This window comes from Mesorhizobium sp. 1M-11 (assembly GCF_001303895.1).
GTDB lineage: Bacteria > Pseudomonadota > Alphaproteobacteria > Rhizobiales > Rhizobiaceae > Mesorhizobium.
The window spans coordinates 1-19,637 of the sequence record NZ_LJSD01000067.1; the positions used below are offsets into that span (position 1 = coordinate 1).

The window sequence follows — 19,637 nt, forward strand, 5'->3', positions numbered from 1 at the left end:
TGTGTTTCGGCGTGGAATAAGGACCCCGTTTCAGGGGTGACCGGCGTCCAAAAAGGACCCCTGTAACGCAGGGTTGTCACACTGCCTTCGGTTTCATCGGGGGCATTTGTTTTGGATGTTGGTTGTGGAGACGATTGCGAAGATACGTCGGCTTTCGCTGGTCCAGGGGAAGTCGATCAAGGAGATCTGCCGCGAGTTGAGGATATCGCGGAAGGTTGTCCGGAAGGTGCTGCGGTCGAACGCGACGGAGTTCCGTTACGAGCGTGAGCATCAGCCGATGCCAAAGATCGGCCCCTGGCAGGATCAGCTCGACGGGCTTTTAGGTGGCAATCACGGCAAGGCGGGGCGCGAGCGGCTAACGCTGATCCGAATCTTTGAGGAGCTCCGCGGTCTCGGATACGACGGCAGCTACGACGCGGTTCGCCGATACGCCAAGAGCTGGGCGAAGGCGCAGGGATCAGCGACGGCGGAAGCCTATGTGCCGTTGTTCTTCGCGCCGGGTGAAGCCTACCAGTTCGACTGGAGCCACGAGATCGTCCTCATCAATGGCGTGACTGTGACCGTGAAGGTTGCCCATGTCCGGCTTTGCCACAGCCGCATGATGTTCGTCAGAGCCTATCCGCGCGAGACGCAGGAGATGGTGTTCGACGCGCACGACCGGGCCTTCGCCTTCTTTGGCGGCACCTGCACGCGCGGCATCTACGACAACATGAAGACGGCGGTTGAGACGGTATTCGTCGGCAAGGACCGGCAATACAATCGCCGCTTCCTGCAGATGTGCAGCCATTATCTGGTGCAGCCGGTCGCCTGCACGCCGGCGTCGGGCTGGGAGAAGGGTCAAGTCGAGAACCAGGTCGGGCTGGTGCGCGAGCGCTTCTTCACGCCGCGGCTGCGCTTCAAATCCTATGAGGAACTCAACGCCTGGCTGCTCGACAAATGCATCGCCTACACCAAGACGCACCGTCATATCGATCAGCCGGAGCGCACGATCTGGGAGGTGTTCGAGGAGGAGCGCGGCAAACTTGTCGAGTATCGCGGCCCCTTCGACGGCTTCCACACGGTCCCCGCCTCGGTATCGAAGACCTGCACGGTGCGCTTCGACAACAACAAATACTCGGTGCTGTCGACTGCCGTGGGCCGACCGGTCGAGATCCAGGCCTATGCCAGCAGGATCGTCATCCGGCAGGATGGCGTTGTCGTCGCCGAACACGCCCGTTCGTTCGGGCGCGGTGAGACCATTTACGATCCCTGGCACTATGTCCCCGTGCTCGCCCGCAAGCCCGGCGCATTGCGCAATGGCGCGCCGTTCCAGGACTGGGTTCTGCCCTCGGCGATGGAGCGGACCCGGCGCCGACTGAAGTCCTCGGATGACGGTGATCGCCAGATGGTGGCGATCCTGGCTGCGGTGTTGACCGACGGGATCGATGCCGTGGAGGCCGCCTGCCAAGAGGCGCTCGACCAGAACGTCTGCTCGTCAGCTGTCATCATCAACATTCTGGCGCGGCGGCGCGATCCGGCGCCAGCCATCACCATTCTCACCCCGGACGCTCTTCGCCTGCGCCATGAGCCGCAGGCCGACTGTGCCCGCTACGACAGCCTCAGGAGGGCAAGCTGATGGAACGCACGCAGGTTCTGGATCTGATGGGAACGTTGAAGCTCTACGGCATGCGCAGTGCCTATGACGAGGTTATGGCGACCGGCATCAAGCGCCAGCACGAGCCGCCGAGGATCGTCGGCGATCTGCTGTCGGCCGAGATCGCCGAGAAGCAGGCGCGCTCCATCAAATACCAGCTCACCGTCGCAAAGCTGCCGATCGCCAAGGACATCGAGGAGTTCGACTTCGACGGCACGCCGGTCAACGAGGTGCTGGTCAGGGACCTTGCCAACGGCACCTTCGTCGCCGACCAGCGTAACGCCGTTCTCATCGGCGGCACCGGAACCGGCAAGTCACATCTGGCGATTGCCCTTGCCCGATCCCTCATCCGCAACGGGACGCGCGGTCGCTTCTTCAATGTCGTTGATCTCGTCAACCGGCTCGAGACCGAGCACCGCGGTGGCAAGCAGGGCCGTATCGCTGACTACCTGACCCGATTGGACTTCGTCGTCCTCGACGAACTCGGCTATCTGCCCTTCGCGCAAGCCGGCGGGCAGTTGCTCTTCCACCTGATCAGCAGGCTCTACGAGCGCACCTCGATCATCGTCACCACCAATCTGGCGTTCGGCGAATGGCCCGCTGTCTTCGGCGACGCCAAGATGACGACGGCGCTGCTCGACCGGCTCACCCATCACTGCGAGATCATCGAGACCGGAAACGAATCCTGGCGATTCAAGAACCGCGCCTGATCACCCCATAACGCCGATCCGCGCTCGCCGGCCTGCGCAACCCAGACCAGCTTCGCCCGGCGAGCGCTAACCGTGGTGCCCTACAGGGGTCCCTTTTGCGCGCCGATCCAGGGTCCCCATTCCAGGCCGATTGACATCATGGAAATGAAGGTCGGCAATCTCTAGGAACTGGCACGCCCTCGTGAAGCCCGCCGATATCGCGTCGGTGCCAAACGGGAAAATTTCGGCCTTCGTGCGCGGCATGATCTTTATAATGCGCAACGCCTCGGCCGGCAGGTCGCACCATACATCATTTCCGATTTTCTGGCCCGGATGCTTTAGGTCGCGCACAAGCACGCGACTATGCGCCTCGTCGAGGTCCACCCATCGGATACGGGTTACTTCCTCCTGCCGGCGCGTTGAGAAAAGCGCAAAGGCAATAATCTTGCACATCGGTGCAGCGTGAGGCGCGCGCACCTGCCTGTCGGCAAAGTGCTGCATCAAGAGGTCAATCTCAGCTAGCGAAGGGCGTCTATCCCGTTTCGCCGACTTGGTGGTGGTGCCGCGCTTGTTGAGCACAATCATCGCGGCCCGCATCTGCTCGTAATCCAAAGGGATATCGAAGCCAGGCTTTGCCTCGCGAAAGACAGCCTGTAGGTGTGACATGTAGTTCATTACGGTCTGCGGCTTCCTATCGCCTGCGGCCAGTTCTTCGGCGAAGGCGACAATCTGCGGCGAGCGGATAGTGTCGCACCGCATCTTGGCGATTTCGTACGTCTTGGTGCTTTTTAAAACCTGCTCTTTGGTTCGACCGATGTGGCGGTGCGCTCCGATGTACTTGTCAATGGCGTCGGCAAGCGTGGCCGTCTGCACCGCAGCAGCGTCGAGCGCGCCGGGCTTGCGCATCTCGGTTTCTTTCCAGCCGGCCCAAGCCTTCGCTTCGCGCGGGTTATCGAAGGTCTTGGCCTCGCGGAAGACGATTTTGCCTTTTTGCTTTATCAGAATTTGCGCGGTATAGCCGGTCGTTCCGTCTTTGCGCTTACGCGCCGCAATGGTCGCCATCGGTACTACACGCCTCCGCTTCAGTACGACATGTAGTACTATCGTGTGAAAAACCGTGCAATAGCGGGAAAAAGGCTGCTAAAGCAGGAATCGAAATGAACACGCGCAACGCATTGAATTTATATGATAATTCAATGAAATCAAAGGCTTCCGTCGTAGCCATTGCCCCAATGATGGACTGGACGGATCGTCATTGCCGCTTCTTTCATCGGCAGCTCACGCGGCGTGCGTTGCTGTACACCGAAATGGTTGTGGCCGACGCAGTCATCCACGGCCAGCGCGAACGGTTGCTGGGTTTCGATGCGGTCGAACACGCGGTCGCGCTGCAACTTGGCGGATCCGACCCTCGGAAACTGGCCGAGGCGGCGCGCATCGGCCAGGATTTCGGTTATGACGAGATCAACCTCAACGTCGGCTGTCCCTCCGATCGCGTTCAGTCCGGCACGTTCGGCGCCTGCCTGATGAAGACACCGGCACTCGTTGCCGACTGTGTCGCGGCAATGAAGGCAGCGGTGAAAGTCCCCGTCACCGTCAAATGCCGCATCGGCGTTGACGATCAGGATCCGGAGCCGGCGCTCGACACCTTGGCCGATGGCGTCTTTGCCGCCGGCGCGGATGCCTTATGGGTGCATGCACGCAAGGCCTGGCTGGAAGGGTTGAGCCCGAAGGAAAACCGAGACATCCCGCCGCTCGACTATCAGCGGGTCTATCGGTTGAAAGCCCGGCTGCTGGAGCGTTTCATCGGTATCAATGGTGGCATCCCGTCGGTTGAGGATGCCGTTGGCCATCTCGACCATGTCGATGGCGCGATGCTCGGCCGGGCCGCCTACCACACGCCTGGCATTCTGGCTTCCGTCGATGCCTCCTTGTCCGGTGAACAGGCCACGGCGTTCGACTTTGCCGCGCTGATCGACACCATGGCCGGCTATACGGCGCGCCACATCGAACAAGGCGGCCGGCTTGGCCATGTCACGCGCCACATGGTCGGCCTGTTCCATGGTCTGCCGGGCGCGCGCCGCTGGCGGCAGATCCTGTCCACAGGTGCCACACGCCCGGGCGCAGGACCGGACGTACTGAAAGCGGCATTCGCTTCGATCGATTTCAACGCCGAGGCGGCCGCCTAGACGTGGAACGCTGTGGCGAGCGGCGCTTTACTCAGCCGCTACAGCAAGCGGCGCCCGGCTGCCGAGCACCGTCTCCGCCTCACCGATCGCTTGCCCTACCCGCCGCAGCAACGGTTCGGAGACAGGCACGCCGTTATCGAAATCACGGTCCGTGGCATAGACGGCGGTCGGCAGAGCGAAGGCTTCAAAGAAACCGAACAGTGGTCGCAATTGATGTTCGACGATCAGCGCATGACGGTCGCCGCCGCCGGTCGCGGTCAGGAGCACCGGTTTGCCTCGAAGTGCCGTCGGGTCGAGCAGATCGAAGAAATGCTTGAACAAACCAGTGTAACTGCCCTTATACGTTGGTGAACCGATCACAAGCAGATCAGCCTCCGTGATCGCCTGCAGGATCGCTTGCGCCGGATCGTCCAGCGCGCTCGCCCTGCGCGCGCTGACAAGCGAGGAGCCAAGGTCTTCAATGTCCCAGCTTCTTGCCGACAAACCGTTGCGGCGGCCGATCTCCTGGACGATGTGGTCGACAAAGGCCAAGGTTTTGGACGGCCGGGTGATGTTGCCGGAAAAGCCGACAATGCGCGCGCGGGTCATGGGATAGTCTCCTTTACTTCAATGCGCCTCAGGATGCCGAGGCGACAACGCGGGGGCGCACACCGCGCCCGAATTCGACATCCCAGCCGCGCAGTGCCGGCGCGGTTTCACCGTGCAGATTGAGCTTGGGGAACAGCAGTTCGGCAACGTTGTAAGCCTCTTCCAGATGCGGATAGGCCGAGGCGATGATGGTTTCGATGCCGATCGCCTGGTATTCGCGGATACGGGCAGCGACATTGTCGGGGCTGCCGACCAACGCGGTCCCTGCCCCACCACGCACCAGTCCAAGCCCTGCCCATAGATTGGGCCCGACCACCAGCTTGTCGCGGCGCCCCTGGTGCAGTGCCGACATGCGCTTCTGGCCAACCGATTCCGAAACGTTGACGAAATTGTTCTGCGCCTCGGCGATCACCTCGTCGGTGACATGGCTGATCAACCGGTCCGCTGCGGCCCAGGCCTCTTCTTCGGTCTCGCGTACGATGAGATGGATACGCAAACCGAAACGGATGCTGCGTCCTTCCCTAGCCGCAGCCACGCGCACACGTTCCAGCTTTTCAGCGAGTTGATCGACCGGCTCGCCCCAGCTCAGATAAACATCGACATGCTTGGCGGCGATTGCAATGCCGGCATCCGACGAACCGCCGAACCAGAGCGGCGGATAAGGCTTCTGAACCGGCGGAAACGAAATGTCGGAGCCCTTCGCCGAGAGATACTGACCTTCGAAATCCACCTCCTCACCCGAAAGCATGTCACGCCAGATCGTCAGGAACTCATCGGTCTGTGCGTAGCGCTCGGCATGATTGAGCTTGTTGCCGTCGCCAGCAAGGTCGGCGGGGTCGGCGCCGGTGACAACGTTAAGCAGGACACGACCATTCGAGATACGGTCGAGCGTCGCGGCGTGGCGCGCAAACAGCGCAGGCGTGCCGCTCCCAGGCCGCAGAGCCACCAGGAAACGCAATTGCTCGGTCTGCGGGATCAGCGCAGCCGCCGTGATCCAGGCATCTTCGCAGCGCGTGCCCGTTGGAAGAAGCACACCCTTGAAACCGAGCCTGTCCGCTGCCTGTGCAATTTCTCTGAGATAACCAAAGGTTGCCGGGCGGTGCCGCTCGTCGGTACCGAGATATGGCCCGTCGCCATGGGTCGGCAGATACCAGTAGACGTCGAGGGGCGCGTTGGACATGGAATGTTCCTTCTGCGATCGCTTGTATCGGTTGTTCAGATCTTGCCCTTCCAGGGCACCAGTTTGCGCTCCAGCCAGCGCATGCCGATGGCGAACAGGAAAGCCAGGACTGCAATGAGGATGAGGCCGACGAAAACCACATCGGTCGACAGGAAGTTCGCCGCTGACATGATCATGTAGCCAAGCCCGGAACGGGCGGCGATGAGTTCGGCCGCAACGAGGCACGACAGGCCGGCGGCGACCGCGATGCGCAGGCCGGTCAGGATTTCGGGCAACGCCGAAGGCAGGATGATGTTGGTGAAGAGCTGCAACCGCGTGGCGCCGAGCGAAAGCGCCGCGTTGATGCGCTCGACCGGCACCGAGCGCACGCCGGCCTGCGCCGAAAAGCAGATCGGCGCGAAGGTGGACAGCGAAAGCAGAACGATCTTGGAGGATTCACCTATCCCCAGCCAGATGATCAGCAACGGCAGATAGGCAAGCGGCGGCAGCCCCCAATAGAGCCCGATCGGCACAGACAGGGTGCCCCGTACCCAGCGGTTCAGCCCCATAAGCAACCCGATCGGAACGCCAAGCACCACACCGATGCCGAGCGCCACGAGGATCCGCCCGAGGCTCGCCAACGTGTGCTGGAGGAGCGTGCCATCAGCATAGCCGTCAAGAGCAACGGCTTGAAACTGCGTCAACACCTCCGCCGGCGACGGCAGGAACAACGGTGTGGCCCAACCGAGCTGGGTCGCGACAAACCACAGAGCGAGCAACGCCAGCAAGGTGATCGTGCTTATCAGAAGCGTACCGGACGATACCGTTTTGCTCGCCCGGTTCGCGGGCGGACGACGCGCCGCCGGCTGGACGTGTGTGAAGACAGCGCGCGGATCTGCGGCAAGCGTCATTGCAAGGTTCCTTTGCCGGCTGGCCGATGGATGAGCGCGCGGATTTCCTCGCGCAGTTCGATGAAGTGCGGGTTGGAGAGGATCGGGCCGATGTCACCTGTCTCGGCGAATTCGCGCACGAAACCGGCCTTGAAGCGCGCGACGATGCGGCCGGGCCGCGGCGACATCACCACTACGGTGGTGCCCAGCGTCAGCGCTTCCTCGATGGAATGGGTGATGAACAGGACCTGCTTGCCGGTGCGAGCCCAGACCGAAGCCAGCAACTGCTGCATGGTCTCGCGTGTCAGGCTGTCCAAGGCACCGAACGGCTCGTCCATGAGCAGGATCTTCGGATCCGTCGCCAGGGCACGCGCCAGACCGACACGCTGACGCATGCCACCGGACAGCTCATAAGGCGGCTTGTCAGCGAAATCGACAAGACCAACAAGGTCGAGCAGTTCGCGAGCGCGCTCGCGCCGTACCGTCCTCGAGATGCCGGCAAACTTCAGCCCCAGCGCGACGTTGTCGACAACGCTTGCCCAGGGCAGCAGCGTGTCCTTCTGGAAGACGACGCCACGATCGCCACCGGGCCGATCGATCTCCTCACCGTCGAGCGTAATGGAGCCCTCGGTCAACGGCAGGAAGCCGGCGATGGCATTGAGCAGGGTCGACTTGCCGCAACCGGATGCGCCGACCGCAACGACGATGGAATCGGGAGCGATATCCAGCGACACATGATCAAGCGCATGCACGGCGCTGCCGTCAGAGGCTGGAAAAGTAACGCTGGCGTCTCGGATCTGGAGCATGGTGAGGCCCTCAAGGCCAGGCACGAACCGCTTTCGGTCCGTGCCTGTCAATTCATCAGTTGGAGACCTTGGCAGCCGCGGCGTATTGCGGGTCTGCGAAGACGCCGTAGTCGTCCTTCACGGCAGTGATCTTGCGCTGCTCCTTCAGGAAGCCGGCGGTATCCTTGAGGATCTTGGCAACGCCGCTGTTTTCACCACCGCCCAGCCACTTGTCGGAAAGCTGTTCGGCGAGCGGCGGCACAACGGTCGTCTTGATGCGCTCGGCATGGTCGGCCGGTGTACCGCCTTGCAGGCCGGCGATCAGCTTGATGTTTTCCGAATCCGCGCCCCAAGCCGCCTTGTCGTTGGCGAAGGAGGTGAAGTAGCCATCCACCTGCTGCACATACTGCGTCAGGAAGTCGGGATGCTCCTTGGCGAATTCACCGGTCGCGACCAGCGCGCTGAAGGTCGGGGCGCCACGGTCTGCCACCTCACCCGCCGTCAACAGCACCTTGCCGTTCTTCTTCAGTTCGGAGAGCGCCGGATCCCAGACGAAGGCACCGTCGATGTCGCCGCGCTTCCAGGCCGCGACGATCTCGGGCTGGGGAATGGCGATGACCTGGGCATCCTTCTCGGCGATGCCTTCCTGCTTCAGCACCGCGAGCAGCTGGTAGTGGTCGGTGGAAACCGGCGCTGCCGCCAGTTTCTTGCCCTTCAGGTCTTTCGGAGATGTTATCTCGGGACGAACCACCAGCGCCTCGCCGTCGCGCGAGACGGAGGAGATGTAGAAACCCTTGACGTCCAGTCCCTTGGAGACAGCGGCGGCATAGGGGCTGGAACCGACATCACCGATCTGCACGGCACCGGAAGCGATCGCTGCGAAGATGTCGGCGCCCGAATTGAAGCGGCGGAATTCGATATCCCAGCCCGTCTTCTTAGCGATATCGCCATTGGCGATACCGACGAAGTATGGGGTCGAGCCGGTCTGGTAGGCGATGACCACCTTCTTGTCCTCCGCAGCGAAAGCCAGCGAGACGGAAGCGCCGAGCGAAAGCCCCGCGAGGGCGGCGGTGAAGAGTTTGCGCATGCGTTTACCCCTTTCCATGATCGAGGTTTGGCCCTCGAAACTCAGCGCACGTCGCTGATCGGCTTAAACGCTACTGAATTTGTAGAATTAGTTTAGAAAGCTTTTTGCGAATGTCGCCGCACATGCGAACGATCTATCTAACGACACCCCGAAATGCCGAACCCGGGTTCGACATGGGGAATGGTGCGCTCCGGGCCGGCTAAAGACGATCCGACGTAATTCGCCTCGGTATGCGGTACGCCGCCGGAGAGATCGAAGGCCGGCGGTGAAGAGTTCTCGCGGACGCCCAAGCGGGTCTCGTCGAAATTTGAACGATCATTGCTGGTCCACTGGCAGCTTGATTTCATCGCCCTGCCCGCTTCCTCCCCGCGGCATGCAGTGCTAGGGCATCGACACTCTCAAACCGAACTGGAAACGGATCTTGGCCAGCCCCGATGTGACGAAGAAACTCCCAGTGATCGAAATCTGCGTCGAGGGCATCGATGGCCTTCTCGCCGCCGAGAGCGCGGGCGCCGATCGCGTGGAACTCTGCGCCAGCCTGGTGGAGGGTGGCATCACGCCGAGCCTCGGTACGGTTCGCCTGGCGCTGGAACTGGCCAGGATCCCCTTCCACGTCATCGTGCGACCTCGCGGCGGTGACTTCCTCTACAGCGAGACCGAGTATCGCTCGATGCTGGCCGATGTCGCAGCGCTTCGCGAACTCGGCGTCGCCGGCGTCGTGGTCGGCTGCCTCACCGCCGATGGCGAGATCGACGAAGAGCGCATGGCCGGCCTTGTCGACGCGGCTGGACCGCTCGCCGTCACTTGCCACCGGGCCTTTGACATGACACGCGACCCGACCGAGGCGCTCGAAGCCCTGATCCGCTGCAAGGTCGGACGAGTCCTCACCTCCGGCCAGCGCGAAACGGCCATGGAGGGGGCGGATCTTTTGGCCGCGCTGGTCAAGCAAGCAGCCGGCCGCATCATCATCATGGGGAGCGGTGCCCTCGATCCCGACAACATCGGCGCAGTGCGGGCAAAAACCGGGCTGACCGAAATGCATTTCGCATCGCTCAGGGAAGAAGCCAGCGGCATGCTCTATCGCAATCCGCATGTCGGCATGGGCGGTGAAGATCTCGACCGCGAATACCGGAACACCGTTACCGACGAGGCGCTTGTGGCGGCCACCATCAGGGCCGCGCGGGCATGACGATTTCTCTTCCCATCGAGGCCCTCGGGGGTGCCGACGAAGCGGCGGTGCTCGTTCTCAACAATGAGAACGCCGCCGAACTATCCTGGCTGGAACCGGAAGAACTCTCCGCATTGATCGGCACGTCGTTCTCGGCAAGCCGCATCGGTGATCTCGAGGCTTTCCTGCTGACCTTCGACCAGACAGCCGCCTACGACAGTCCGAATTTCCTGTGGTTTCGGGAGCGCTATCCGCGCTTTGTCTATGTCGACCGCATCGTGGTGGCAGCCAGCGCTCGGGGACGCGGTCACGCGCGCCGGCTCTACGAAGACCTGTTCGCGCGCGCCGCGGCGGCAGGCCACGACATCGTCACCTGCGAGGTCAATTTGGACCCGCCCAATCCGACCTCGGATGCCTTCCACGCCGCCCTTGGTTTCCGCGAAGTCGGCGAAGCCGTCATCCATGGCGGCAAGAAAGCCGTTCGCTACTATGCGAAGCAGCTGAAGGGCTGAAATCCGGGATAGAGCGCCACTGCTTACGCTTCATCTCTCGAAGTGCTACCGGAACAGCGGCAAGGCACTGACCAATGTCATCCAGAAGCCCCATACCAACGGGACGCCGACCAGCAGCCAGGCGAGCAGCAGCTTGATCGAACCGCCTTGCGTTTCGTTGGCCATATCATCCTCCCTCAAGCCGGTTGTTCGACTTTCATATGAAAGCGTTCGTTCACCGGCCGCATCAAAAGATTGAGCACAAAGCCGACAACGAGCAAGCCCGCCATAATGTACATGGTGACCGTGTAGGCATCGGCCTTCGCCACCCCGCTGTCGATCTGGTACTGGCGGATATAATTGACCAAAACCGGCCCGAGCACGCCCGCGACCGACCAGGCGGTCAGCAGACGACCGTGGATGGCGCCGACATAACGAACGCCGAACACGTCGCGCAGATAGGCAGGTACGGTGGAGAAGCCACCGCCGTACATCGACAGGATGACACCGTAGAACAGCACGAAGAAGAAGATGCTGCCGGTCTGGCCCGTCCACGGCACGGCCGCATACAGGATAACGCCGAGCAGGAAGAAAATGGCATAAGTTGTTTTTCGACCAATGAAATCGCTGGTCGATGCCCAGAAGAAGCGGCCCAGCATGTTGAAGATCGACAGGAGGCCGACAAAACCTGCCGCTGCTGCCGGCGAAATGCGGCCTGGGAACATTTCCTGGCTCATTGCCGATGCCTGGCCAAGCACCCCGATTCCGGCGGTGACGTTGAGGCAGAGCACGCCCCATAGCAGCCAGAACTGTGGCGTCTTCAACGCATCGTCGAGATGCACGTTGGCATTTGTCACCATCGCGCTTTGCTTCACCGGAGGGGTCCAGCCTGCTGGCCGCCAGCCATCCGGCGGCACGCGCACCAGAGTGGCGCCGATCATCATGAAGATGAAATAGACGACGCCCAGCACCAGGAAGGTTTCGGCGACACCAACGTGGGTTTCGGTCGAAAAAAGCTTCATCAGATAGACCGAGAGCGGAGAGGCAATGAAGGCGCCACCGCCGAAACCCATGATCGCCATGCCTGTCGCCATGCCTGGCCGGTCGGGGAACCAGGTGATCAGTGTCTTGACAGGCGAGATATAGCCAAGCCCGAGCCCAATGCCGCCGATGACGCCGTAGCCCAGGTAGATGATCCAGAGCTGATGCAGATAGACGCCGAGTGCCGATATGAGGAAGCCGCCGCCGAAGCAGCAGGCGGCAAGCGCCATCGCCTTGCGTGGCCCGACCCGGTCCAGCCAGCCGCCGCCGAAGGCCGCTGCGATCCCGAGAAAGGCGATGGCGATCGAGAAAATCCAACCGAGGCTGGTCAATTTCCAGTCATCCGGCGCGGATTCGGCGATACCGATCAGCTTCGACATCGGCAGGTTGAAGACACTGAAGGCATAAGCCTGACCGATGCACAGATGGATGCAAAGAGCCGCTGGCGGTACCAGCCACCGGTTGAAACCGGGTTCCGCGACGGTATGGGTTCGGTCGAGCCAGCTGCCTGGGGCTTCCGTCCTGGCTTGCATCTCTCTCCTCCCTTTTCAGTTGCCGGGAGGATAGAACTGCGACGCGAGCAAGCAACGGCGAATGCCCTCACCACTACCAATGTCTAATTGCGGCGCTGCTAATATACGAAGCTGGACACTCGGCCTTAACGCAGATCCTTCACCAGGAACATTTCTGGGATGGACTGCAGATGCCCGAACGAGACGCTGCCGCCGTCGCGAAAACTGTTCCTGCGGTGCCAGGCTAGCGGCTCTGCTTCGTCGCTTTGCGATGAGGTCATAAGAAGCGTTGCGGCTGTGCTTGTATCGCAGACAGCTGATCTACAGTGGTCGGTGACACAGCCTATCTCTTGCGTGCCACGATATAGGGGCGCCTGTCATTGCCCTTTGCGGCGTGGTTTTCAACCATGAGAACCTCGAAACCGGCGAGTGCGATGCAGAGGCTGAGTTCCTTCGTGCTGAAGGAGCCCGCATAAGGTGCCTTGCCGATGAGACGCATCGCCGGGAGAAGCACCAGGCGGATGAGCGGGTTCATGTCGCCGAGACAAGGCGTCTTGGAGATGAACAGTCCATTTGGAGCGAGCAGGCCGTGGATGCAGCGCAACGTGCTCGGTAGATCGCGTACAAGATGGAGATAGTTGAAGCCGAGAACAGCGTTGAACCACCCAACATCGGCGCCCAGGGTTTCGGCGGTCGCCGTGCGGAACTCGAGCCCGGAGGTGGATGCGGCCGCGTGTTTTTCCTCGGCGATCGCGATCATGGCCGATGAAAAATCTGTCGCCAGATAGCCCCTCACCCCACCCGCCAGCCGCAATGCGGTGGTTCCAGTGCCGCAGCCGAGCTCAAGAACACGATCGTCTGAATTGAGCAGCGAACGTGTCCGCTCAAGCGTTCGATTGTATCCGTCCTCATCCGCAATCGCCGATTTGGCATAATCCCGCGAACTTCGATCCCAGAAGCGGGCGTCGTTCGCAACGCTCATGCGAAGGCTCCTCATGCAGCTATCGGCTCCTGTCCATCAAAGGCAATTCGCATTACCCGAACATTGCGCCGCGATCATCGTCCCTGGAACGGGTGAACCCGACTGCCGATCACGGGTGCAAATGAACCCGCACTCTCCTGACACGTTCCGACAACAGCCACCGCTATGGTGGTTTCAGGATGAGGAGAAGCATGATGCACATCATTGTCGGCGGAACAGGCCAGGTTGGTTCGGCAACCGCACGCACACTTCTTAAACGCGGCAAGCCGGTAACCGTAGTCACGCGCAATGCCGATCACGGCGCAGACCTGCAAAAGGCCGGTGCGAGGATCGTTGTTGCCGATGTTCGCGATACCGATGGGTTGCGACAGGTATTCCGCACCGGTAGGCGTGCATTTCTCCTCAACCCGCCAGCCGCTCCCTCGACCGACACCGACAAGGAAGAACGCGCCAATCTGGCAGCCATCGTGACGGCACTCGACGGCTCAGGACTGGAGAAGGTGGTCCTGGCATCGACCTATGGTGCCCGACCGGGCGAACGATGCGGCGACCTGACCGTTCTTCACGAGTTCGAGGAGGCGCTGAAAGCTCAACCAATTGCGACGGCCATCAATCGCGGCGCCTACTACATGAGCAACTGGGGCGGCATGCTCGATGCCGTTCAAGCCAGCGGCAAGCTGCCAAGCTTGCTGCCGGCGGATCTTTCCATTCCCATGGTGGCCCCACAAGACCTCGGCGAAGCCGCTGCCGAGCGCCTGCTCGAACCGGTCGACGAGACCGATCTACGCTATGTCGAAGGTCCGGAACATTACACGCCGCGCAATGTCGCAAGTGCCTTTTCCGAAGCCCTCGACAAGACGATAGACGTCGAAGTCATTCCACGCGAAAGGTGGGTGGAAACTTTTGAACAGTTCGGATTTTCCAAGCCTGCCGCACAATCCTACGCCCGCATGACAGGCACCGTGGTCGACGAGACCACCAAACTCGACAATGTCAAACGGGGTCGCACCACTTTGCAAAACTACGTCGACGACCTGGTGAAAAATGCTCGCTGAAATGAAGAAGGAGCCTTCCGGCCCCTTCTCCCTGCGGTGATTGCGAGTGCCGTCAGCCGTTGGCGGCAGCCACGGCGCGTTTTGCCATGACGCCGATCAGATTTGCGCGGTAATCGGCCGAGGCGTGGATATCGGTCATCAGGCCATCGGCCGATACCTTGGCACCGGCGACAGCCGCCGGATCGAACGATTTGGCCAGCGCGACCTCGATCGTCTTGGCCCGGAAGACGCCATCATCGCCCGCGCCGGTGACAGCAACGCGCACGTCGTCCTTGCCATTCGCTTTGCCCTTGGCCACGAACACGCCAACGATGGCGTAGCGTGAGGCCGGGTTGCGGAACTTCTGGTAAGCTGCCTTGGCGGGTGCTGTAAACGTGACGGCGGTAACGATCTCACCCTCCTTCAACACCGTCTCAAACAGGCCTTTGAAGAATTTGTCGGCGGCGATCTCCCGCTTGTTGGTGACGATCGTCGCCCCCAATGCCACCATGGCGGCCGGATAGTCGGCGGCCGGATCATTGTTGGCGATCGAGCCGCCGATCGTACCGCGATGGCGCACGGCCGGATCGCCGATCATCGAGGCAAGCTCGGCCAGTGCGGGACACGCCTTCTGCAGCTTGGCGTCGGTGGAGACCTCGTAATGCGTAGTGGCCGCACCGATGGTCACGGTCTTGCCGCTGACCTTGACGCCCTTCAGCGCCGCGATCCTGGACACATCAACCAGATCCGACGGCGCCGCCAGTCGGGTTTTCATGGCCGGGATCAACGTCATGCCGCCCGAAAGCAGCTTGGCATCGCCGGTCTTCAGCAGTTTCACCGCATCCGCGACCGAATTGGCGCGATGGTAGTTGACGGAGTACATGGTTCTTTCTCCCTTCGGGAGTGAGTAGAGAGTAGCGAATAGTGAGTAGAGAATTTCTCCCACTCCACCTCGGCTACCCTGCTCGCTACTCCCTATTCACTATTCGCTTCCTCAATGTTTCTGCGCCGCCGCCCACACCCTGGAAGGCGAGGCCGGCATGGTGAAATCGGCGATGCCCAACGCATCGGTAAGCGCATTGATGACCGCGGGCGGCGAGCCGATGGCACCGGCCTCACCGCAGCCCTTGATGCCGAGAGGATTGCCCGGGCATGGCGTGTTCGAGGTCGAAACCTTGAAAGACGGCAGGTCGTCGGCCCGCGGCATGGTGTAGTCCATGTAGCTCGCCGTCAGCAGCTGGCCACTTGCATCGTAGAAGGCGCCTTCCAGCATGGCTTGGCCGACACCTTGCGCGATGCCGCCATGGACCTGCCCCTCGACGATCATCGGGTTGATGATGTTGCCGAAATCGTCGGCGGCCACGAACTGGATGATCTCGGTCAGACCGGTTTCCGGATCGACCTCGAGCTCGCAGATGTAGCAGCCCGCCGGGAAGGTGAAGTTGGTCGGGTCGTAGAAGGAGGTCTCCTTCAGGCCGGCCTCCATGCCACTCGGCAGGTTGTGCGCGGTGTAGGCGGCAAGCGCCATCTGGAACCACGGCACGTTCTTGTCGGTGCCGGCCACTTTCAGCGCGCCGTTTTCGATGACGATGTCGCCCTCGTCGGCTTCCAGAAGGTGCGCGGCGATCTTCTTGGCCTTGGCCTCCACCTTGTCGAGCGCCTTGACGATGGCGCTCATACCCACCGCACCGGAGCGCGACCCGTAGGTACCCATGCCCATCTGCACCTTGTCGGTGTCACCGTGCACGATGCTGACGGAATCGATCGGCACGCCGAAGCGACCCGCAACCAGCTGAGCGAAGGTGGTCTCGTGGCCCTGGCCGTGGCTGTGCGAGCCGGTCAGCACCTCGATGGTGCCGACGGCGTTGACGCGCACTTCCGCCGATTCCCAAAGCCCGACGCCAGCTCCCAGGGAGCCAACCGCCGCCGAGGGTGCGATGCCACACGCCTCGATGTAGCAGCTCATGCCGATGCCGCGCAGCTTGCCTGCCTTCCTGGCCTTGTCGCGCCGCTTGGCGAAACCGGCATAGTCGGCGGCCTTCATCGCGGCGTCCAGCGAGGCGCCATAATCGCCAGCGTCGTAACACATGATCACCGGGGTCTGATGAGGAAACTGCGTGATGAAATTGCTGCGCCTGAGCTCGGCAGGCGATACGCCAAGTTCCCGCGCGGCCGTCTCCATGGTGCGCTCAAGCAGATAGGTCGCTTCAGGTCGCCCCGCCCCGCGATAGGCATCAACGGGCGCGGTGTTGGTATAGACGGTGCGCACATTGGCGTGGATGGCTGGGATGTTGTACTGGCCCGACAGCAGCGTGGCATAGAGATAGGTCGGCACCGAAGACGAGAAGAGCGACATGTAGGCGCCGAGATTGGCGACGGTGTCCACCTTCAGACCTGTGATGCGATTGTTCTTGTCGAAAGCCATTTCCACCGTCGAGTGATGGTCGCGACCATGTGCATCGGTCAGGAAGCTTTCGGTGCGGTCGGCTACCCATTTCACCGGTACACCAGCCTTCTTGGAAGCCCACAGACAAACGACTTCTTCCGGATAGATGAAGATCTTCGAGCCGAAACCGCCGCCGACGTCGGGGGCGATGACGCGCAGCTTGTTTTCCGGCGCGACATTGTAGAAGGCGCTCATCACGAGGCGGGCGACATGCGGATTCTGCGATGTCGTCCAGCAGGTGTAATGGTCTTCGCCCCGATCGTAGTGCCCAAGCGCTGCCCGCGGCTCCATGGCGTTGGGAACAAGCCGGTTGTTGACGATCTTCATGCGGGTGACGTGATGCGCCGCCTTGATTGCCGCGTCGGTCGCCTTGGCATCGCCGATCTCCCAGTCGAAGATGAGATTGTTATCGGCTTCGGGGTGCAGTTGCGGCGCGCCCTTCTCCAGCGCCTTCACCGCATCGACAACGGCCTTCAATTCCTTGTAGGTGACTTCAACGGCCTCGGCCGCGTCGCGCGCCTCGCCCTTGGTATCGGCAATCACGATCGCCACCGCGTCGCCGACGTAGCGAACGCGGTCGAAGGCGAGTGGCGACCATGCGCCCATCTTCATCGGTGAGCCATCCTTGGAATGGATCATCCAGCCACAGATGAGATTGCCGATGCCATCGGCCTTCAATTCCTTGCCGGTCAAAACGGCGACAACGCCAGGCATGGCCTGTGCCTGCTTGACATCGATCTTCTTGATCTGCGCATGCGCGTGCGGGCTGCGCACGAAGACGGCATGTTTCATGCCGGGCACCACCATGTCGTCGACATAGCGGCCCGCGCCGGTGATGAAGCGCTTGTCTTCCTTACGGGTGACGCGAGCGCCAATTCCTTCCATACCCATCAAAATTCTCCTCCGAACCCTGAAGTGAATTCGTTTTGGCCGTTCAGTCGCCCTGGCGACCAAGTCCCTGATCGGTTTTGCACGATACGAAGACGTGCCAGCCGGTTGTTTCGCGTTGTCGCGACTCAGGCTGCTTTCTTCGCTTTCGGCTTCGATGCTTTCGACATTGCTTGAGAAGCGGCCAGTATCGCCTTGACGATGTTGTGGTATCCGGTGCAGCGGCAGATGTTGCCTTCGAGCTCCACTCTCACCGTCGCCTCGTCCAGTCCTTCCGGATGGCGGGCAATCATATCGGTCGCGGACATGATCATGCCCGGTGTGCAGAAGCCGCATTGCAAGCCATGGTGTTCCTTGAAGGCCGCCTGCACGGGGTGCAGATCCGCACCATTGGCGATCCCTTCGATCGTTACGATGGTCGAACCCGAGACCTGGGCGGCGAGCATCGAGCAGGACTTCATCGCCTTGCCGTCGACATGGACGACGCAGGCGCCGCACTGCGAGGTATCGCAGCCGACATGCGTACCGGTAAGTCCTTGATGTTCGCGCAGAAAATGAACCAGAAGCGTGCGGTCCTCGACAGTGGCGCGCACCTGCCTGCCGTTCACGGTCAACGAAATGTCCGACATGAAACCTCCCTGGGTATTCAACCTCGGTGTGACTGCCGGCTTCCTCCGGACGGACCGGCAGACCGTATTTTGTGTTCTGGAATCGCTTGAAAATTCACTCCGGACAATCCCTGTTTTGTGAGAATGCAATCCGCCCAATACGCCGTATATTGTACTTTCGGTCATGGGCTTGAGGGCGCGCCCATTGCCAATCGAGGAGGCCTATTGCAACAATACGAACGGCGTTGAGGAGCGCCGACAAGATTGGGGAGGAAAAGCTGGTCGCTTCGCGGACGCGCTATGTGTGCGGCCTGTCGGCGCTCACCTCGAGCGAGCCCGATGCGGAACATTTTGCGGCCGAGATCGCCCGGGAAGCCGAGGCGATCGGCGCAGGCTTCATGTTGCTGTTCTTCTCACAGAGCCTGATCGATGCGCAGACGCTTGCTGCCGCCCTGAAGCGCCATGTCCCTACCCTGGACTACGCTGCCTGCTCGACCGCCGGCGAGATCACGCCAGATGGCCTGGAAGAAGGCCATATGCTGGCGATGCTGCTTCCCTCGGCGACCTTCACCGTTGCCAGCTCCATGGTGCGGGACCTGTCATCCTCGGCAATGGACGGTATCACCGGCGAAGTGGAGACGTTGCGGCGCACGCTGCGCGCAACAAGCAAATATGCGCGAACCGGGAACACCTTCGCGCTTTGCTTCATCGATGGTCTCTCCTACGCAGAGGAAGCGGTCACTTCGGCGATCCACTGGGGCCTCGACGACATTCCCCTGCTCGGCGGTTCGGCCGGCGACGACCTCAAATTCGAGACTACCACCCTGATCAGCAACGGCCATGTCGCGTCCGACTGCGCCATTGTCGTGCTGATCGCCACGACCATCCCCTTCCAGGTCTTCAAGACCGACAACTTCGTGCCGACCGACGAGAAGCTGGTGGTGACGGCATCCGACCCCGATCACCGCATCGTGCGCGAATTCAACGCCGATGTCGCAGCCACCGAATATGCCGCTTCGGTCGGCATCGTGCAGCAGACGCTGACGCCATTCTCCTTCGCCTCGCATCCAGTCGTGGTAAAGGTGGGCGGCGAATATTACTGCCGCTCCATCCAGAAGATGAATTCTGACGGCTCGCTGTCCTTCTTCTGCGCCATCGACGACGGCGTGGTGTTGTCGGTCGCGCAACCCTTGGGCATGGTCGAGACCACCAAGGCCGCGCTCAGGGATGTCGAGGCCAAGTTGGGCAGCATCGACATGATCCTCGGCTTCGATTGCGTCCTGCGTCGGCTCGACGCCCGCAACCGCCAGGTGTTCCGGGACATTTCCGAGCTCTACCGCGCCAACAAGGTGATCGGCTTCGGGACCTATGGCGAGCAATACCGGTCCATGCACCTCAACCAGACCTTCACCGGCATCGCGTTCGGGCAACCGCAGGCAGCGGAGTAAGC

17 protein-coding genes and 1 pseudogene are annotated in these 19,637 nt (G+C 61.5%); 7 read left to right on the forward strand and 11 right to left on the reverse strand.

Annotated features, from left to right (window positions below):
• Positions 1-115: 115 nt before the first annotated feature.
• Both istA and istB read left to right on the forward strand, forming a co-directional pair.
• Positions 116-1,682: pseudogene (gene istA / locus AO692_RS27325) on the forward strand (IS21 family transposase).
• Positions 1,615-2,343, forward strand: coding sequence for an IS21-like element helper ATPase IstB (gene istB, locus AO692_RS27330; RefSeq protein ID WP_054308547.1), 729 nt, complete (start codon positions 1,615-1,617; stop codon positions 2,341-2,343). The pseudogene istA and the gene istB overlap by 68 nt, the downstream one beginning before the upstream one ends.
• A 66-nt stretch (positions 2,344-2,409) precedes the next feature.
• Here the strand turns inward: istB and AO692_RS27335 are convergent, their stop codons facing one another.
• The gene (locus tag AO692_RS27335; RefSeq protein ID WP_152979988.1) at positions 2,410-3,384 is read right to left on the reverse strand and encodes a site-specific integrase; all 975 of its coding nucleotides are present in this window, start codon (positions 3,382-3,384) and stop codon (positions 2,410-2,412) included.
• Positions 3,385-3,518: 134 nt separating this feature from the next.
• Here AO692_RS27335 and dusA point away from each other — a divergent pair, with 134 nt between their 5' ends.
• Complete coding sequence (gene dusA / locus AO692_RS27340) at positions 3,519-4,508, forward strand: tRNA dihydrouridine(20/20a) synthase DusA (protein WP_054313214.1); 990 nt, start codon at positions 3,519-3,521, stop codon at positions 4,506-4,508.
• Between the two features lie 27 nt (positions 4,509-4,535).
• On the opposite strand, the gene msuE is transcribed toward dusA, so the two are convergent.
• From msuE to AO692_RS27365, 5 genes are read right to left on the reverse strand one after another with little or no spacing between them, the layout of a single operon-like run.
• Positions 4,536-5,096, reverse strand: a complete 561-nt coding sequence (gene msuE / locus AO692_RS27345) for an FMN reductase (RefSeq protein WP_054313215.1) — start codon at positions 5,094-5,096, stop codon at positions 4,536-4,538.
• A gap of 28 nt (positions 5,097-5,124) precedes the next feature.
• On the reverse strand, positions 5,125-6,276 hold the full coding sequence (gene ssuD, locus AO692_RS27350) for an FMNH2-dependent alkanesulfonate monooxygenase (protein WP_054313216.1): 1,152 nt from the start codon (positions 6,274-6,276) through the stop codon (positions 5,125-5,127).
• Between the two features lie 35 nt (positions 6,277-6,311).
• Complete coding sequence (locus AO692_RS27355; protein ID WP_054313217.1) at positions 6,312-7,166, reverse strand: ABC transporter permease subunit; 855 nt, start codon at positions 7,164-7,166, stop codon at positions 6,312-6,314.
• A complete protein-coding gene (locus AO692_RS27360) occupies positions 7,163-7,951 on the reverse strand; it encodes an ABC transporter ATP-binding protein (protein ID WP_054313218.1) in 789 nt (262 codons plus the stop codon). Before AO692_RS27360 ends, AO692_RS27355 begins: the two co-directional genes overlap by 4 nt.
• Before the next feature lie 55 nt (positions 7,952-8,006).
• A complete protein-coding gene (locus AO692_RS27365; RefSeq protein WP_054313219.1) occupies positions 8,007-9,017 on the reverse strand; it encodes an ABC transporter substrate-binding protein in 1,011 nt (336 codons plus the stop codon).
• A gap of 421 nt (positions 9,018-9,438) precedes the next feature.
• Here AO692_RS27365 and AO692_RS27370 point away from each other — a divergent pair, with 421 nt between their 5' ends.
• Positions 9,439-10,206, forward strand: coding sequence for a copper homeostasis protein CutC (locus tag AO692_RS27370; protein WP_244483508.1), 768 nt, complete (start codon positions 9,439-9,441; stop codon positions 10,204-10,206).
• Positions 10,203-10,697 (forward strand): GNAT family N-acetyltransferase, encoded by a 495-nt coding sequence (locus AO692_RS27375; RefSeq protein ID WP_054313220.1) that lies wholly within the window; start codon positions 10,203-10,205, stop codon positions 10,695-10,697. Before AO692_RS27370 ends, AO692_RS27375 begins: the two co-directional genes overlap by 4 nt.
• A gap of 176 nt (positions 10,698-10,873) precedes the next feature.
• On the opposite strand, the gene AO692_RS27380 is transcribed toward AO692_RS27375, so the two are convergent.
• Together AO692_RS27380 and AO692_RS27385 are read right to left on the reverse strand one after the other, a co-directional pair.
• On the reverse strand, positions 10,874-12,250 hold the full coding sequence (locus AO692_RS27380) for an OFA family MFS transporter (RefSeq protein WP_054313221.1): 1,377 nt from the start codon (positions 12,248-12,250) through the stop codon (positions 10,874-10,876).
• A 322-nt stretch (positions 12,251-12,572) separates the two neighbouring features.
• Positions 12,573-13,211: a class I SAM-dependent methyltransferase gene (locus AO692_RS27385; protein ID WP_054313222.1), complete on the reverse strand. Its 639-nt coding sequence runs from the start codon at positions 13,209-13,211 to the stop codon at positions 12,573-12,575.
• A gap of 194 nt (positions 13,212-13,405) precedes the next feature.
• Between AO692_RS27385 and AO692_RS27390 the strand changes: the two genes are divergently transcribed.
• Positions 13,406-14,266 (forward strand): NmrA family NAD(P)-binding protein, encoded by an 861-nt coding sequence (locus AO692_RS27390; RefSeq protein ID WP_054313223.1) that lies wholly within the window; start codon positions 13,406-13,408, stop codon positions 14,264-14,266.
• Positions 14,267-14,318: 52 nt separating this feature from the next.
• Here the strand turns inward: AO692_RS27390 and AO692_RS27395 are convergent, their stop codons facing one another.
• From AO692_RS27395 to AO692_RS27405, 3 genes are all read right to left on the reverse strand, one after another.
• The gene (locus tag AO692_RS27395; RefSeq protein WP_054313224.1) at positions 14,319-15,128 is read right to left on the reverse strand and encodes a xanthine dehydrogenase family protein subunit M; all 810 of its coding nucleotides are present in this window, start codon (positions 15,126-15,128) and stop codon (positions 14,319-14,321) included.
• Between the two features lie 111 nt (positions 15,129-15,239).
• Positions 15,240-17,582, reverse strand: a complete 2,343-nt coding sequence (locus tag AO692_RS27400; protein ID WP_054313225.1) for a xanthine dehydrogenase family protein molybdopterin-binding subunit — start codon at positions 17,580-17,582, stop codon at positions 15,240-15,242.
• Between the two features lie 125 nt (positions 17,583-17,707).
• Positions 17,708-18,208 (reverse strand): (2Fe-2S)-binding protein, encoded by a 501-nt coding sequence (locus AO692_RS27405; protein ID WP_054313226.1) that lies wholly within the window; start codon positions 18,206-18,208, stop codon positions 17,708-17,710.
• 224 nt (positions 18,209-18,432) lie between these two features.
• On the opposite strand from AO692_RS27405, the gene AO692_RS27410 reads away from it, so the two are divergent.
• Positions 18,433-19,635 carry an FIST N-terminal domain-containing protein gene (locus AO692_RS27410; protein ID WP_244483509.1) on the forward strand — a complete coding sequence of 401 codons (1,203 nt, stop codon included), beginning with the start codon at positions 18,433-18,435 and terminating at the stop codon, positions 19,633-19,635.
• Positions 19,636-19,637: the final 2 nt, after the last annotated feature.

Bases quoted from the DNA above. Each gene is read 5' to 3' on its own strand.
- istB (WP_054308547.1), top strand. From the start codon at position 1,615: ATGGAACGCACGCAGGTTCTGGATCTGATGGGAACGTTGAAGCTCTAC.
- AO692_RS27335 (WP_152979988.1), bottom strand. From the start codon at position 3,384: ATGGCGACCATTGCGGCGCGTAAGCGCAAAGACGGAACGACCGGCTAT.
- dusA (WP_054313214.1), top strand. From the start codon at position 3,519: ATGAAATCAAAGGCTTCCGTCGTAGCCATTGCCCCAATGATGGACTGG.
- msuE (WP_054313215.1), bottom strand. From the start codon at position 5,096: ATGACCCGCGCGCGCATTGTCGGCTTTTCCGGCAACATCACCCGGCCG.
- ssuD (WP_054313216.1), bottom strand. From the start codon at position 6,276: ATGTCCAACGCGCCCCTCGACGTCTACTGGTATCTGCCGACCCATGGC.
- AO692_RS27355 (WP_054313217.1), bottom strand. From the start codon at position 7,166: ATGACGCTTGCCGCAGATCCGCGCGCTGTCTTCACACACGTCCAGCCG.
- AO692_RS27360 (WP_054313218.1), bottom strand. From the start codon at position 7,951: ATGCTCCAGATCCGAGACGCCAGCGTTACTTTTCCAGCCTCTGACGGC.
- AO692_RS27365 (WP_054313219.1), bottom strand. From the start codon at position 9,017: ATGCGCAAACTCTTCACCGCCGCCCTCGCGGGGCTTTCGCTCGGCGCT.
- AO692_RS27375 (WP_054313220.1), top strand. From the start codon at position 10,203: ATGACGATTTCTCTTCCCATCGAGGCCCTCGGGGGTGCCGACGAAGCG.
- AO692_RS27380 (WP_054313221.1), bottom strand. From the start codon at position 12,250: ATGCAAGCCAGGACGGAAGCCCCAGGCAGCTGGCTCGACCGAACCCAT.
- AO692_RS27385 (WP_054313222.1), bottom strand. From the start codon at position 13,211: ATGAGCGTTGCGAACGACGCCCGCTTCTGGGATCGAAGTTCGCGGGAT.
- AO692_RS27390 (WP_054313223.1), top strand. From the start codon at position 13,406: ATGCACATCATTGTCGGCGGAACAGGCCAGGTTGGTTCGGCAACCGCA.
- AO692_RS27395 (WP_054313224.1), bottom strand. From the start codon at position 15,128: ATGTACTCCGTCAACTACCATCGCGCCAATTCGGTCGCGGATGCGGTG.
- AO692_RS27400 (WP_054313225.1), bottom strand. From the start codon at position 17,582: ATGGGTATGGAAGGAATTGGCGCTCGCGTCACCCGTAAGGAAGACAAG.
- AO692_RS27405 (WP_054313226.1), bottom strand. From the start codon at position 18,208: ATGTCGGACATTTCGTTGACCGTGAACGGCAGGCAGGTGCGCGCCACT.